This window comes from Arthrobacter sp. 18067, from assembly GCF_902706295.1.
Classification (GTDB): Bacteria; Actinomycetota; Actinomycetes; order Actinomycetales; family Micrococcaceae; genus Arthrobacter.
Genome location: NZ_CACSJJ010000002.1, coordinates 50,188 through 64,869, shown reverse-complemented (window position 1 = coordinate 64,869; position 14,682 = coordinate 50,188). Strand labels below are relative to the sequence as shown.

Here is a 14,682-nt window from a genome sequence, read left to right as displayed (position 1 = left end):
CCCTGCTAGGCAGGGACGATGTTCACCAGTTTAGGTGCCCGCACGATCACAGTACGGATGCCGCGGCCGTCCATGGCACGCTGGACGTTTTCCGAGGCCAGGGCGAGTTCACGCAAGGCGTCCTCGCTGATATCCGGCGATACTTCCAAACGGTCGCGAACCTTGCCCTGGACCTGAACCACAGCAGTGACGGTGTCCTGCACCAGCAGTGCGTCGTCGTGCTTCGGCCAGCCCGCATTCGCTACTGAAGCAGGGTGACCCAGCGTGTTCCAGAGGTCCTCGGCGGTGTACGGAGCAAACAGGCTCAGGATGACAGCCACGGCCTCCACTGCTTCTCGTACAGCCGGATCAGCAGCGCCAGCACCTGAGTCAATGGTCTTGCGGGTCGCGTTGACCAGCTCCATCAAGCGGGCCACCACCACGTTGAACTTGTTGTTGTCCAACAGTTCTGCAGCGTCGGCGATGGTCTTGTGAGTGATTGTGCGCAGGGCTCGGTCGCCAGTCGCCGGATCAACACCAGGCTCGCTGCTGACGTCCTGGCCAAGCCGCCATGCCCGTGCCAGGAACTTTGCAGAACCCGACGGCGAAACGTCCGCCCAGTCGACGTCGTCCTCCGGTGGGGAGGCAAAGACCATGGTGAGGCGAACGGCGTCGACGCCGAATTTGTCCAACTGCTCACCGAGGTCCACACCGTTGCCGAGGGACTTGCTCATGGCCTTGCCACCGTTGAGCACCTGCCCCTGGTTCAGGAGTGCCGAGAACGGCTCGTTGGCTTCGATCAGGCCGATGTCCTTGATGACCTTGGTGAAGAACCGCGCGTAGAGCAAGTGCAGGATGGCGTGCTCAACGCCACCCACGTACTGGCCCACCGGCATCCAGTTGTTGATCTTCTCGGGATCGAACGGGCCGTCGGTGTATTCGGGCGAAACGAAGCGCAGGAAGTACCAGGACGAGTCCACGAAGGTGTCCATGGTGTCAGTATCGCGCTGGGCTGCACGGCCGCAGTTGGGGCACTCAACGTTGACCCACTCGACGGCGGCGGCCAAAGGGGAGGTCCCCTTCGGCGACAACGCCTCACCGCGCAGGTTGTCGGGCAGCCTCACGGGCAGCTGGTCATCCGGAACGGGCACTTCGCCGCACTCACCACAGTGGATGATCGGGATGGGCGTGCCCCAGAAGCGCTGGCGGCTCAACAGCCAGTCGCGCAGCCGGAAGTTCACGAACTTCTCGCCGGTTCCGAGCTTCTGGAGGATCTCGATCGCGGCCGGAATTCCTTCGGACTTGGACAAGCCATCCAGGTCGCCCGAATTCTTCAGGGTGCCTTCGCCGGCAGTGGCAACACCCGTCTCGGAAGGGTCCTCGGCGCCAGTCTCCAGGACAGCCCGGACTGGCAGGTCAAAGGCCTTGGCAAAGTCGAGGTCGCGCTGGTCATGCGCGGGCACGGCCATGATGGCACCCGTGCCGTAGTCGGCCAGTACATAGTCAGCAGCCCATACCGGCAGTTTCTCGCCGTTGAGCGGGTTGATGGCGTAGCGGCCGGTGAACACACCGGTCTTCTCGCGCTCGGTGGACTGGCGCTCGATTTCGGAGAGGGCTTTGACCTTCTCGCGGTAGGCCATGAGTTCGTCGTGCTGTTCCGGGGTAACCAGGTCAAGCGCCAGGTGGGCATCCGCTGCGACAACAAAGAAGGTTGCACCGTAGAGGGTGTCCGGACGGGTGGTGAAGACGGTGACTTCGCGCTCGGCACGGTCCTCCGTGGCTTCGATGACGAAACGCACGTGGGCGCCTTCTGAGCGACCAATCCAGTTGCGCTGCATAGCCAGGACACGCTCGGGCCAGTGGCCTTGCAGCTGGTCCATGTCCTCAAGGAGACGGTCGGCGTAATCGGTGATCTTGAAGTACCACTGGTTCAGTGACTTTTTGGTAACAGGGGTGCCGCAGCGCTCACAAGCGCCATTGACGACCTGCTCGTTTGCCAGCACTGTGAGGTCCTTGGGGCACCAGTTGACAGGCGAGTCCTTGCGGTAGGCCAGGCCGCGCTCGTAGAAGCGCTTGAACAGCCACTGGGTCCAGCGGTAATACTCGGGGTCCGAGGTGTGCAGGCGGCGTGACCAGTCGGCAGAGATGGCGTACCGCTTGAACGATGCAGCCTGGGTGTCAATGTTCGCGTAGGTCCACTCGCTGGGGTGTGCGTTGCGCTTGATGGCAGCGTTCTCAGCGGGCAGGCCGAAGGAGTCCCACCCAATGGGGTGCAGGACATCGAAGCCCTTCTGGCGCAGATAGCGTGCCACGACATCGCCCATCGCGAACGCCTCGGCGTGGCCCATGTGAAGGTCGCCGGAAGGGTAGGGGAACATGTCCAGCACATAGCGGCGTTCCCGCGAGCCGTCGTCGGCCGGCGTGAAGACTTTGAGGTCTTCCCAGACCTGCGGCCACTTGGCTTCCATCGCAGCGAAGCTGTAGACGCCTTCTTCAGGCGCTTCGGCTGCGGCTGTTTGTGCTGTTCCGGTCTCTGTCTCCGGCTTAACGCTCACTGCTGCCCTCTTCTGTTCTTCGATGGCGGTTTTGCCTCCTGCTGCGGTCCCGGATAACCCCGGACACACAAAAGCCCCTCAACTATGGAGGGGCGGCCGCACGGCTAATTGAAGCCGGGCGGCTAGCTAAGCAGAAGGATCGCACGCATAGATCTACAATAGCGCACGATCAAACTCCCAGATCGCATCGAGCGGCTTACAGAGCTGATGGTTGAGTTGACGGCAGCCGCGCCTCGCCCGGGTGTGGTGGGCACCGCGAAGCGGGCGGGGCAGGCGCGGCTGCCGTCAACGTCGGGTCGGACTACTTAACGTCCTCGTCGACCCAATCCATGGACTTTGTCACAGCCTTCTTCCAGAGACGCAGCTGACGCTCCTGCTCCTCTGCAGGCAGTTGCGGCTCCCAGCGCTTGTCTTCGTTCCAGTTGGCACTGAGCTCGCCGAGGTCCTTCCAGAAGCCAACCGCCAGGCCAGCAGCATATGCAGCACCGAGTGCCGTGGTTTCAACGACCTTCGGGCGGACCACAGGCACACCCAGGATGTCTGCCTGGAACTGCATGAGTGCCTCATTGGCGACCATGCCGCCGTCGACCTTCAACTCGGTGAGCGGTACGCCCGAGTCGGCGTTGACGGCGTCGAGTACCTCGCGGGTCTGGAAGGCCGTGGCCTCCAGCGCAGCACGGGCAATGTGTCCCTTATTGGCGAAGCGAGTAAGTCCGACGATCGCGCCGCGTGCGTCTGCACGCCAATACGGTGCGAACAGACCTGAGAAGGCCGGGACGATGTAGACCCCGCCGTTGTCCTCCACTCCAGCGGCCAGTTCCTCTACTTCAGGAGCGGAACTGATCATGCCGAGGTTGTCGCGCAGCCACTGGATCAACGAACCGGTGACGGCGATGGAACCTTCAAGGGCGTAGTGCGGTTTGGCGTCGCCCAGCTTGTATCCCAGCGTGGTGAGGAGCCCGTTCTTGGAGTGGACAATTTCCTCGCCCGTGTTGAAGATCAGGAAGCAACCCGTGCCATAGGTGTTCTTCGCTTCGCCGGCTTGGAACGCCGCCTGGCCGAAGGTTGCTGCCTGCTGGTCGCCCAAGATACCGGCTACCGGCGTTTCGCGGAGTAGCTGCGATGTGTGGACCTGGCCGTAGACCTCGGAAGAGGACTTGATGGCCGGCATCATGGAGGCCGGGACGCCGAAGACGTCCAGGATTGCCTGGTCCCACTGCAGCGTCTCAAGGTCCATGAAGAGGGTGCGTGAAGCGTTGGTGACGTCCGTGACGTGCACGCCGCCGTCCACACCGCCGGTCAGGTTCCACAGAACCCAGGCGTCGGTGTTGCCGAAGAGGAGGTCGCCGGCTTCTGCACGCTCGCGGGCTCCTTCGACGTTGTCCAGGATCCATTTGATCTTGGTGCCCGAGAAGTAGGTAGCCAGGGGCAGGCCGACCTTCTGTTTGAAGCGCTCGAGCCCACCGTCCTTGGCCAGTTCATCGACGATCGGCTGGGTGCGTGTGTCCTGCCAGACGATGGCGTTGTAGACGGCCTCGCCGGTGTTCTTGTCCCAGACAACGGCCGTTTCGCGCTGGTTGGTGATGCCGACGGCGGCGATGTCGTGCCGTGTCAGGTTCGCCTTGGACAGGGCCGAAGCAATGACCTCGCGGGTGTTGTTCCAGATTTCGGCGGGGTTGTGCTCAACCCAGCCGGCCTGCGGGAAGATCTGCTCGTGTTCCATCTGGCCCGTGGACACGATGTTGCCCGAGTGGTCGAACACGATGGCGCGGGAGCTGGTGGTGCCTTGATCAATGGCGATGACGTATTGATTCATGGTGACGTCCTTGTCTGAAGTTGTTGTCTACTCAGGTGGTTATCTACAGCGTGCGGATAGGTGAGGTGTTTCGTGCGTGACTAGCCAGCGAGTGCAGGCATGATGTCCGGGACCCAAATGGCTACGAGGCCTGCGAGGGCACCGCCAACGAGCGGTCCGACGACGGGGATCCAGGAGTAGGCCCAGTCGCTGGAGCCCTTGCCCTTGATCGGGAGGACAGCGTGCGCGATGCGGGGGCCGAGGTCACGGGCAGGGTTGATGGCGTAACCGGTGGGGCCACCGAGGGATACACCGATACCGACAACGAGCAAAGCAACCGCCAACGGGCCGAGCCCCGAGGGCGTGCCGCCGAAGGTCAGGATGACGAAAACCAGGACGAACGTGCCGATGATTTCGGTGATCAGGTTCCACGGGGTGGAGCGGATGGCCGGTCCGGTAGAGAAGGTACCCAGCTTGTTGGCTGCGAGGGGCTCCTCATCGAAGTGCTGCTTGTACGCGAGCCAGCAGACAACGGCACCCAGGAAGGCGCCCAGCAGTTCGCCGCCGAAGTACGTCAGCGTTGACCCGAAGGTGACTGCAACGTCCGGGGCGTATTCCTTGCTGCCCTTGACCAGCAGGCCCAACGTCACGGCCGGGTTCAAGTGCGCACCGGACTTTGCGGCCACGAAAACGCCCGCGAAGACCGCAATACCCCAGCCCCACGTCACCATCAAGAATCCACCGTTGTTGCCCTTGGTGCCTTTGAGCGCAACGTTTGCCACGACGCCACAGCCCAGCAGGGTCAGCATCATGGTTCCGAATACTTCGGAAAGGAAAACAATTCCAAGAGACATCTTTGACTCCTCATTTTTCTGTTGTCAGCCTCCTCGCGGGTGAAGAGGCCGTTTGGGACGGTTCCGTTGTCCGGAACCGTCCCGGTGCGGTGATCCCCTGTCGGGCCCACCTACCCCATTCCGCCCCTGCCGCACGCCGGGACGGTCAAGCTTTTTCCGCTGCTTGGTGTCAGGCTACGAGACTGTGCACGTCAACCTTGTGGAACCGCTGCAGTACTTCCTGGGCGTGGCGGATTTCCGCTTCGCGGGCAGCAGCGTCCCACCCAAGCGGCTCTGCCAGCGCCGCGGCAATTTCGTTGAGCAACTCCCCTGTAACCAGGCCTCGGAAGGCAAGCGATGTCCTGCGGATGAGGACATCCACTAAGTGCCCGATTTGCTCGTGCTCGGCCATGAATGCCAGTTCCCGGACACTCAATTCGCGGGTGGAGCGCAGCGGCGCGTCGTGGCCCGCGTTCAGGTACTCGATGACGGCGTCGGCGCGGGTTCCGTACCGGGTCAGCAGCACAGCCACGCGGTCAGCGTCCAGGCCGGGCCCCATGTGCTTCTTGATCCATTCCTGCTCGCCCTGTTCAGTGGCCGGGAAGCCTGCGCCGCCACCAATGGCGAGTTTCGCCGTCGAGACTTTGCGTTCCATGCCCAGTTCGCGGAGGACGTCGTTGGTCATGTGTTCGGCCAGCGCGCGGAACGTGGTCCACTTGCCGCCCACCAGGCTGAGTACGACGGCGGCCTTACCGCCTGGCGTTGCGGCGGCATCGCTGCCGGTGCGGACGCTGCGTTCGATGCGGTAGTCGCGTGAGACGAACCCCGGCTGGGTTTCGTCGTGGCGCGGCAGGGGACGGACACCGGCGAAGCTGTAAACGATCTGCTCGCGCTCAACCTTGATGGTAGGGAACACATGACCGACGAGGTCGAAGAAGTAGTCGATCTCTTCGTCCGTGCACACGGCGTCTTCGGACATATCCGCGTCCACGTCTGTTGTTCCGACCAGCACGCGGTCACCCATGGGGTAGATCAGGACGATGCGGCCGTCTGTGTGCTCGAAGAAGATCTCCCGGCCGTTGCACGCTGCAAGGAGTTCAGGGTGGTCCAACACGATGTGGGAGCCCTTTGTGCCGCCCATGAACTTGCTGACGGCGCCCATGGCCTGGTTGGTGAGGTCTACCCAGGCACCGGTGGTGTTGACGATGACGTCGGCCTGGAACTCGAATTCCTTGCCGGTCAGTTCATCGCGGAGCAGGACTCCGTCCGGGCCCATGGAGACGAGGGAAACGTAGTTGCTGGCGCGGGCGCTTCCTCCCGGAAGTCCCCCGCCGCGTCCTGCCTTCTCGCCATCCTGCAAGACGTCCAGGGTCAGGCGTTCCGGGTTGTGAACGGAGGCATCGAAGTAGGTTGCTGCGTACTTGATTCCGGAGTTCAGCTTGGGAAGCTCGGCAAGGGCCTTGGTCCGGCCACGGAACTGGTGGCGCGGAACGCTGCCGCCGTCACGGGAGAAGAAGTCGTACATGCTCAGGCCAACCTTGATAAGGAACGCTCCGCGTTCCTTGGGCTTGCCCTGCTTGTGGGTAAGGAAGCGCATTGGCGCGGAGAGGATGCCGGAGAACGTGCTGTAGATCGGGATGGTGGTCTGAAGCGGCTTGACGTAGTGCGGTGCGATCCGCAGGAGCCGGTTGCGTTCAACCACTGATTCCTGGACGAGTCGGAATTCGCCGTTTTCGAGGTAGCGGATGCCGCCGTGGATCATGTGGGACGAGGCGCCGCTGGCGCCTTGGCAGTAGTCACCGCGTTCAACAAGCGCGACGTCGACGCCCTGCAGGGCGAGGTCGCGGAAAGTCCCAACACCATTGATGCCACCGCCGATGATGAGTACCTTTGCCGAGGGCCGCTCTTGCAGTGCAACGACGGAGTCGCGCTGCTGTGCGTGCTGTGAGGTACCGGAAATCCTGTTGTGTCCCAAAACTGCTCCCTTGGGCTTGGTTCGTGCGCCGCGCCACTCGCTGCTGCACCGTTCACCACTAATCTTGCGAAGGTGGAAAATGGAGTCAAGCTATTTGCACAAACGTGCAGTAAGGAAATGAGATGGCACGATCACGTCACTCGGATGCGCTCCGGGCTGCACAGATGTATTACCTGCAGGACCTGACCATGGATGCGATTGCCCGCGAGTTGCGGACCTCCCGCTCCACGGTGTCCCGGCTGCTGTCCTCAGCCCGGGAAACAGGCTTGGTCCAGGTCCAGATCCGGAGCCCATTCGACACCGGACCCGAACTGGAAAGCCAGATCCGGAGCCAGTACGGCGTCGATGTCCACGTTGTCCCGGTCCTGGACACCCTCAACGAGGCGGAGACCCTGGACCGCGTGGCCATGCAGGCAGCACGAACTATCGGACCTCTAGTGGACTCGAACGCCATCATTGGGGTGGCATGGGGTGCAACACTCAGCGCCGTCAGCCGCCACCTCACGCGCAAGGTGACCCACGACAGCATCGTGGTCCAGCTCAACGGCGCAGGAAACATGCAAACCACCGGCATTACCTACGCCAGCGACATCATGCGTCGCTTCGGCAGTGCGTATGGCGCGCGAGTGGAACAGTTCCCCGTGCCGGCATTTTTTGACCACGCATCCACCAAGACGGCGATGTGGAATGAGCGCAGCGTTCAACGCATCCTGGATTTGCAGGACCGCATGAGCATCGCAATATTCGGGGTCGGATCGGTCGATTCGGACTACCCAAGTCACGTATATGCCGGAGGTTACCTCGATGAACACGACCTCACCGTGTTGGCTGCCGACGACGTGGTGGGCGACGTCGCCACCGTCTTCTTCCGCAGTGATGGGTCCTCGGACGGCATCACCCTTAACGAGCGGTCCACCGGCCCCAGCCACGAACAACTCCGTCAAGTCAGGCGCCGGATTTGCGTCGTGTCCGGAGCTTCGAAGATCAATGGGCTCCAGGGGGCGCTGGCGGCAGGGTTGGCCACGGACCTCATCCTGGACGAAGCTTCCGCCCGACGACTGGTCAGTTTCAACGGCCATGCCTGAGGCATTCGTGCACGGAATGGGTAGAGTCGTTGCTATGAGATCCCCAGCCCGGCTGACATTGAACAACGGCGTACAAATGGAACGCCTGGGATTTGGCCTCTATAAGGTTCCGCCCAAAGACGCCGATAACTTAGTAGCTACCGCCTTGGGCGAAGGTTACAGACGCTTCGATACAGCAGCCATGTACGGCAACGAGGTAGGTGTGGGCCGCGGCATCGGGGGCGCAGTTGGAGATGCGGCGGCAGCCAACAACGGCACCGGTGGTTCCGGGGAATCGGTGCACACCCTCTCACGCGAGGACCTGTTCGTCACCACCAAAGTCTGGAACGACGACCAAGGCTACGATGCCACCCTCAGGGCGTTCGACACCTCCATCTCAAACCTTGGTCTCGACTACGTGGACCTCTACCTCATTCACTGGCCTTGCGCGGGCCGGGGGCTGTTTGCGGAGACATACAAGGCAATGGAAACCCTGTACAGGGAAGGCAAAGTGCGGGCGATCGGCGTATCCAACTTCCAGCCCGGGCACCTTGAAGAACTCATGCAGAAGGCCGAGGTTGTACCTGCCGTGAACCAGGTCGAGTTGCACCCCTGGCTCCAGCAGACCCGGTTGCGGACTTTTCATGACCAGTTGGGAATCGCCACGGAGGCCTGGAGCCCGCTCGGCCGCGGACAGGTCCTGGCTGACCCCGCCATCGTGGCGTTGGCGGAGAAGTACAACAGGACGCCGGCGCAGGTCATTCTCCGCTGGCATCTTCAACTGGGGAACCTCGTCATTCCCAAAGCCAGCTCTGCGGGACGGATCAAGGAAAACTTTGCCATCTTCGACTTCGAACTGGACGCCACCGACATGGATGGCATCGCAGGACTCGAACGCCACCACCGGACCGGGTCGCACCCGGACAATGTGAATTAGGACCACCGTATGGAAAGAGTGGACACCGCGCATTCGCCTGACGGCGCGCAGGCCCCCAGCGAATTCTTCAGCAAGTCACTGACGGGACGCACGCACGCTTCGGACGTGGATGTCGATGGCAGCAATGTTGCCTACTGGACCTACGAACCAGTGACCGTGACCCCAGCGACCCGCACCATCCTGGTCATCCATGGGTTCCGTGGAGACCACCACGGCCTGCTGCGCGTCGCGGACCAGCTTCCGGAAATGCGCATCATCATGCCGGACCTGCCGGCTTTCGGAAGCTCGGAACCGTTCGTCGATGCCGAGCATAGTGTTGAACGCTACGGCCGTTTCATTACCGGCTTCATGGCCGCCCTCGGGCTGGGACCCAGGACTGTGTTGCTGGGACACTCCTTTGGTTCGATCGTGGCCAGCCATTTCGCGGCCTCGCACCCAGGCGCTGTCTATCCCTTGATCCTGATCAACCCCATTGCCGCACCGGCACTGGAAGGTCCCAAGGGAATCATGACCAAACTTGCCGTCCTGTACTACCAGGTGTCAGCCAAGCTCCCGCGCCGCTTGGGACTGGCAGTCCTCCGCAACCGGGCGATCGTCCGGATCATGAGCATCACGATGGCCAAAACCAAGGACAAGGATCTGCGCCGTTTCATCCACGGACAGCACGATGCCTACTTCAGCGCGTTCGCGGACCGGCAATGCCTGCTTGAATCCTTCAAAGCCTCTGTTTCCGGACACGTGGCCGAGGTTGCCGAGCAGCTGACCCTTCCAGTGCTCCTTGTCGCCGGCGAAAAAGACGAGATCGCCACCCTTCCCAACCAGCACAAACTCATGGAGCGCCTGCCGGACGCAACGCTGGAAGTCATTCCCGGCGTCGGACATTTGATCCACTATGAGACGCCGGTTCCGGCGGCAGCAGCCATCCGCACCTTCCTGGAGGAACATCCCGCGTGAAAATTGTCATCGACGCCCGCTTTACCAGAACGGACCACCACGATGGCATCAGCCGCTACGGTTCCAGCCTCATAGCCGCCACATCCAAGATCGCGGATGTCACCATGCTGATCAGCGACAAACGCCAACTCGCACTGTTGCCGGACGTCCCCTATGTGATGGTCAACAGCCCGTTGTCCCCGTTGGAGTTGTTCGTGGCCCGGCGCGTTAATCCCCTCGGCGCCGACGTAGTGGTGTGTCCAATGCAGACCATGGGAACCCTGGGGCGGCGTTACGGCCTGGTCCTCACACTGCACGACCTCATCTACTACGAGCACCCGACTCCCCCCGGCTTCCTCCCCGCACCAGTACGCCTGCTGTGGAGGCTCTACCACAAGGCTTTCTGGCCGCAGCGTCTCTTGCTGAACCGGGCGGACGTGGTGGCCACTATCAGCCGCACCACTGAAGCTTTGATAGCCAAATACAAGCTGACCAAACGGCCCGTGCGGATTGTGGGCAACGCTCCCCAACCAGGCCAGACGCCACGCGGTCCCGCCGCCGGCGCCGAGAAGACCCTGCTGTACATGGGTTCGTTCATGCCGTACAAAAACGTGGAAACCATGATCCGGGGCATGGCCGGCCTGCCGGACTACACCCTTCATCTCCTCAGCAGGATCACCCCGCAGCGCAAGGCGGAATTGGAGGCTTTGGTTCCCCACGGAGCCAAAGTCCAGTTCCACAACGGCGTCACGGACGCCGAGTACGACGAACTCCTCGTCCGGGCAACTGCGCTTATCAGCCTTTCCCGTGCGGAGGGATACGGCCTGCCCTTGGTAGAAGCGATGGCCTTGGGAACTCCGGTGATCGCCAGCGACATCCCGATCTTCCGGGAAGTGGGCGGCGACGCCGTCAGCTATGTCGACCCGGAATCACCCACGGAGTTCGCGGCAGCAGTGACCGCACTGGGCAGCGACAGTCTTTGGCAGCAGCGCTCCCGCAGATCGGTGGAGCGCGCGTCAGACTTCAACTGGGACGAATCGGCACGGCAACTTCTTGCAGCCGCCGAGGAAGTCGTAGCATTGCGCAAGCGAAAGGCCTAGCTGGCCGCTACAGCACGTCAACGCCGTCCAAGCGAAGCTGTACAGGACCTGAAGTGCGCTTCGCCGCGTTGGCTGCCTTGACGGCCCGCAGCGCCCGCGTGGTCTCCGCGGCATCAGCGTATGGAATGAAGTAGAGCGTCCGGACGTCCGCATCCACCTCGCCGGTGTTCGCTTGGGAAGCGCCCGAGAACAGCTGCACAGGAGCAGGCCCCGCACTGCGGAGCCTGGTGCCCGGGGAACGCGCAGCACTGGCCTCGAAAGCGTCGGCAAAATGTCCGACGTCGGCCCTTGATCCGGTCACCGAGGCCACCCTGACCGCCGGGGGCAGTTGCAGTTCCTTCCGCAGGGCCAGCTCCCGTGACGCATAGCCGGGGGCGTCCCACCGCAGGAGTGCCCCCGTGGCGGCGGTATCGTCAGCGGTGATGACCACGAGGCCCCCTTGGCTTGCCGGCTTCACGAGGGAAGCGGCATTGAACCACCGGCGAACAGTGTCCTCCCCTGCCCTGAGGTTTTCGCGTCGGAGGAGCGAATTTCCGTCCAACAGCAAAGCGGCCGCGTAGCCATGGGCAGCCACCGGCTCAGCTCCAACCGTGGCCACTACCAGGGCGGAAGCATCAGGCACTCTTGCCTTGATGTGCTCACCTGAAGAGGTCACGACGGCCTTGCCCGGGAAAGCCCGCCCCAGTTCTTCGGCCGTCCGCATAACGCCCGTTGCGCCCTTGCGCAGCTTGGTCGCGCTGCAATGCGCGCAGCGCCATTGGGGAGCCGGTGTGGAGCACCAACGGCATGCGGGTATGGCGGAACTGCTGGAGACTGCCAGGGGCCCTTGGCAGGCGTTGCAGCGGGCAAGCTCACGGCACGTCTCGCACACCAATGACGGTGCGTAGCCGGCCCGGGCCACTTGCACCAAAACCGGTCCACGTTCCAAACCCTCCTTGGCGGCGCGCCAGGCAGCACCGGGCAGTCGCGCGATACGTGCCAACGGATCACGTTCCTGTTCGAAGCTGTCCGCCGTGTTGAGGACCCTTGGCACCGTGGAACGGATTCTCGTGCGCGGCGCGTCAATAGGGACTGCCCACTGCATTTCAACGAGGCGTTGGAGTTCAGTGCTGCGGCTGTGGGAGGCCATAAGGCACGCCGCCCCCTCCTGCTCCGCGCGCAGCAGTAGGATCTCCCGAGCATGGGCGTAAGGGGCACGTTGCTCGATGTGGAGGTCGTCGCCGTCATCCCAGCACACCACTAGACCAAGATCCTTGACGGGCGCGTACGCAGCCGAACGAGTGCCGATGGCAACCCCGGCCGCACCGCTCAAAAGCCGCAGGAAGTTCCTGTAGCGGGGCGTCTGGCCGTCGTCCGCGGTGAGTCGTGCAACGTCCGAAGACGGCAGGACTTTGGTCAGTGCGGTCTCCAACTGCTCAAGATCCCGATAATCCGGCACTACCACCACAGCGCCCCGCCCGGAGGAACGGACTGTGGCAACGGCTGAAGCAATGAGAGCCGGCCACCCTTCAGGCCCGAATCCCTGAAGGGCTGTGAGGACAGCCTTGGGCGAACCGCCACTGGCAAGGTGCTGCAAATACTGCGTTCCGTTGGAGTACGCCGCCCAGATGTGGGCATCCGTGAACGGCTTCAGATCCGCCACGTCGCCGCCCAACCCCCCGGCAAGTAATTCCTTCTCCACCTTGGCAACACGGGGAGGAACAGCCGTCCGGAGAACATCGCTGAGCGTACCGGCGTACCGGGCAGCAACGGTACCGGCCAACTCAGCAACGGCCGGAGTCAAGACAGCCACCGGAGATACCACTTTATGGAGCGTTGTCAGCGGGTGGGCCGCAGCCGAGTCTGCACGCCGCTCAATGATGTAACCGTTGAGTTCCTGTCCGTTGAATTTGACCTTCACCCGGACGCCCGGGACGGCGGAGTCGGAGAGTTCGGCCGGCACGCTGTAGTCGAACGGCCTATCCAAATGGGGCACTGACGACTCAAGCACCACGCGCGCCACGGGATTCTCTGTGGCAAGGGGTGGACCGTTGATCGGCGCACGGTCAGGAAAACCTTGCAACAACGACGGCTGGAGCAGTGACGGCTGGACCTCGCGTCCTGCCATGCCTTTCACCTCCACCTCATCCTCACTACGCGGTCAACCACCGCACACCATCAACGCAGAATGCCCGCAGCGGGATTATCCCGCTGCGGGCATCTCTCTGGCTCCAGCCAACCACGAACCACCGACAAAACAACATCAGCGGCGGGACCAACCGGAAGTACCAGCGATCAGGCGTTGAAGTATTCCTTCAGGTCAGCCACCCGGTCCAGGCGCTCCCACGTGAAGTCGGGCTCGTCGCGGCCAAAGTGACCGTGGGCTGCCGTCTTGGCGTAGATGGGCCGCTTGAGGTCCAGGGCATCGATGATGGCGCGGGGACGAAGGTCGAAGAGTTCGTCGATGGCCTCGCTGATACGGGCCGGATCCACGGTCTCCGTACCAAAGGTCTCTACGTACGTTCCGACGGGGCGGGCCTGGCCAATGGCGTAGGCAATCTGGATCTCGGCACGCTTGGCCAGTCCGGCGGCCACAACATTCTTGGCTACCCACCGCATGGCGTAGGCAGCCGAGCGGTCGACCTTGGACGGATCCTTGCCGGAGAACGCGCCTCCGCCATGGCGGGAGAACCCACCGTAGGTGTCGACGATGATCTTGCGTCCGGTGAGGCCGGCGTCGCCTACCGGGCCGCCAATGACGAAGGCACCGGCAGGGTTCAGGATGTTCGCTGTGCGCGAGAGATCAAGGTTCGACGCCGACAGAACGGGCTCGATCACGTAGCTGGCGAGATCGGCCCGGAGCTGCTCAAGGCTCGCTTCCTCAGCGTGCTGGCTGGAGATGACAACAGTTTCCACCGAAACCGGACGGTCGCCGTCGTATCCAACCGTGACCTGGGTCTTGCCGTCCGGGCGGAGATATGCCAACTCGCCGTTCTTACGGACTTCGGTGAGTCGTTCCGACAAGCGGTGGGCGAGCCAGATGGGGGTGGGCATGTACGAGGCAGTCTCATCACTGGCGTAGCCGAACATGATGCCCTGGTCGCCGGCGCCTTGGAGGTCGTAATCGTCTTCCTGGCGGCCTTCACGGGCCTCCAGCGAGTTGAAAACGCCGCCCGCAATGTCATTGGACTGCTGTCCGATGGACACGGAGACACCACAGCGTGCACCGTCGAAGCCGTTGGCGGAAGAGTCGTAGCCAATGCCGAGGATGGTCTCGCGGACAATCTGCGGAATCTCCACATAAGCGTCGGTGGTGACCTCACCAGCCACATGCACCAAGCCGGTAGTGGCCATGGTTTCAACGGCCACGCGGGACTCAGGATCAGCGGCCAGCAGTGCATCAAGGATGGCGTCGCTGATTTGGTCGCAAATCTTGTCCGGGTGCCCTTCGGTGACCGACTCGGAAGTGAAGAGCCGGAGCTTGGACGGGGTGCCATGGGGTTCATGGTGCAGCGGTAAAGTCACTCGACCA

The 14,682-nt window shown here is 62.7% G+C and carries 10 protein-coding genes; 4 read left to right on the top strand and 6 right to left on the bottom strand.

Translation table 11 applies throughout. The annotated features are described in order from the left end of the window. Positions 1-5 precede the first annotated feature (5 nt). From leuS to GVL04_RS02800, 4 genes are all read right to left on the bottom strand, one after another. Positions 6-2,534, bottom strand: a complete 2,529-nt coding sequence (leuS, locus tag GVL04_RS02815; RefSeq protein ID WP_159699286.1) for a leucine--tRNA ligase — start codon at positions 2,532-2,534, stop codon at positions 6-8. Positions 2,535-2,835: 301 nt separating this feature from the next. Beyond that, the gene (glpK, locus tag GVL04_RS02810; protein WP_159699283.1) at positions 2,836-4,350 is read right to left on the bottom strand and encodes a glycerol kinase GlpK; all 1,515 of its coding nucleotides are present in this window, start codon (positions 4,348-4,350) and stop codon (positions 2,836-2,838) included. Between the two features lie 80 nt (positions 4,351-4,430). Next, positions 4,431-5,183 carry an MIP/aquaporin family protein gene (locus GVL04_RS02805; RefSeq protein ID WP_090821629.1) on the bottom strand — a complete coding sequence of 251 codons (753 nt, stop codon included), beginning with the start codon at positions 5,181-5,183 and terminating at the stop codon, positions 4,431-4,433. A 169-nt stretch (positions 5,184-5,352) separates the two neighbouring features. Further along, positions 5,353-7,137, bottom strand: a complete 1,785-nt coding sequence (locus GVL04_RS02800) for a glycerol-3-phosphate dehydrogenase/oxidase (protein ID WP_159699280.1) — start codon at positions 7,135-7,137, stop codon at positions 5,353-5,355. 122 nt (positions 7,138-7,259) lie between these two features. On the opposite strand from GVL04_RS02800, the gene GVL04_RS02795 reads away from it, so the two are divergent. The 4 genes from GVL04_RS02795 to GVL04_RS02780 are packed head-to-tail and all read left to right on the top strand — an operon-like array spanning position 7,260 to position 11,171. Continuing rightward, positions 7,260-8,222: a sugar-binding transcriptional regulator gene (locus tag GVL04_RS02795; protein ID WP_159699277.1), complete on the top strand. Its 963-nt coding sequence runs from the start codon at positions 7,260-7,262 to the stop codon at positions 8,220-8,222. Between the two features lie 34 nt (positions 8,223-8,256). Then, positions 8,257-9,138, top strand: coding sequence for an aldo/keto reductase (locus GVL04_RS02790; protein ID WP_159699274.1), 882 nt, complete (start codon positions 8,257-8,259; stop codon positions 9,136-9,138). Between the two features lie 9 nt (positions 9,139-9,147). Further along, complete coding sequence (locus GVL04_RS02785) at positions 9,148-10,092, top strand: alpha/beta fold hydrolase (RefSeq protein WP_159699271.1); 945 nt, start codon at positions 9,148-9,150, stop codon at positions 10,090-10,092. Next, complete coding sequence (locus GVL04_RS02780; protein ID WP_159699268.1) at positions 10,089-11,171, top strand: glycosyltransferase family 1 protein; 1,083 nt, start codon at positions 10,089-10,091, stop codon at positions 11,169-11,171. Before GVL04_RS02785 ends, GVL04_RS02780 begins: the two co-directional genes overlap by 4 nt. Before the next feature lie 7 nt (positions 11,172-11,178). On the opposite strand, the gene GVL04_RS02775 is transcribed toward GVL04_RS02780, so the two are convergent. Both GVL04_RS02775 and metK read right to left on the bottom strand, forming a co-directional pair. After that, a complete protein-coding gene (locus GVL04_RS02775) occupies positions 11,179-13,278 on the bottom strand; it encodes a primosomal protein N' (protein WP_159699265.1) in 2,100 nt (699 codons plus the stop codon). 167 nt (positions 13,279-13,445) lie between these two features. Continuing rightward, complete coding sequence (gene metK, locus GVL04_RS02770) at positions 13,446-14,675, bottom strand: methionine adenosyltransferase (protein WP_159699262.1); 1,230 nt, start codon at positions 14,673-14,675, stop codon at positions 13,446-13,448. Positions 14,676-14,682: the final 7 nt, after the last annotated feature.

Bases quoted from the DNA above. Each gene is read 5' to 3' on its own strand.
- glpK (WP_159699283.1), bottom strand. From the start codon at position 4,350: ATGAATCAATACGTCATCGCCATTGATCAAGGCACCACCAGCTCCCGC.
- GVL04_RS02805 (WP_090821629.1), bottom strand. From the start codon at position 5,183: ATGTCTCTTGGAATTGTTTTCCTTTCCGAAGTATTCGGAACCATGATG.
- GVL04_RS02795 (WP_159699277.1), top strand. From the start codon at position 7,260: ATGGCACGATCACGTCACTCGGATGCGCTCCGGGCTGCACAGATGTAT.
- GVL04_RS02790 (WP_159699274.1), top strand. From the start codon at position 8,257: ATGAGATCCCCAGCCCGGCTGACATTGAACAACGGCGTACAAATGGAA.
- GVL04_RS02785 (WP_159699271.1), top strand. From the start codon at position 9,148: ATGGAAAGAGTGGACACCGCGCATTCGCCTGACGGCGCGCAGGCCCCC.
- GVL04_RS02775 (WP_159699265.1), bottom strand. From the start codon at position 13,278: ATGGCAGGACGCGAGGTCCAGCCGTCACTGCTCCAGCCGTCGTTGTTG.